Below are 381 nucleotides of genomic sequence, written 5' to 3' on the forward strand. Positions count from 1 at the left end.
TAACAATACTAAGCCAAATGATGATGAAATAGATAAATCAGGCGAAGACTCTGACTTAGATAGTAGTAAGTTAAATAAAACCGCTAAATTTGTCCATGATTGATGCAAACAAAATAAAACCACAAAACCTATTTCAGGAAATGAAAAAACTAAATTTAATAAGCAAGAAATAAAAGAGCATAAGGATTGATCTAAATTTGAAGCTCTTTGCTTGGAGATAAAAGCAAATAATTAAAAAAACTTTATGTCTACACAAGCTATAGGAGCTGCAGCAGCTGGAACAGCAGTAATAGGAGGCGGAGGAGCAACTATTGCTTATGCAGCAGGAGCTTTTCCTACATCAAAAACACAAGAGGAAGAAAGAAGTACTTATTTAACTCA

General features: G+C 33.1%; 1 protein-coding gene. It reads left to right on the plus strand.

Annotation, left to right across the window (positions count from 1 at the left end; translation table 4 throughout):
* A partial coding sequence (locus tag H6411_RS04475) for a hypothetical protein (RefSeq protein ID WP_216083447.1) occupies nt 1-235 on the plus strand: 235 nt, incomplete at its 5' end.
* Nucleotides 236-381 lie beyond the last annotated feature (146 nt).

The organism is Candidatus Mycoplasma haematohominis, from assembly GCF_902712995.1.
Taxonomy (GTDB): Bacteria; Bacillota_I; Bacilli_A; order Mycoplasmatales; family Mycoplasmoidaceae; genus Eperythrozoon_B; species Eperythrozoon_B haematohominis.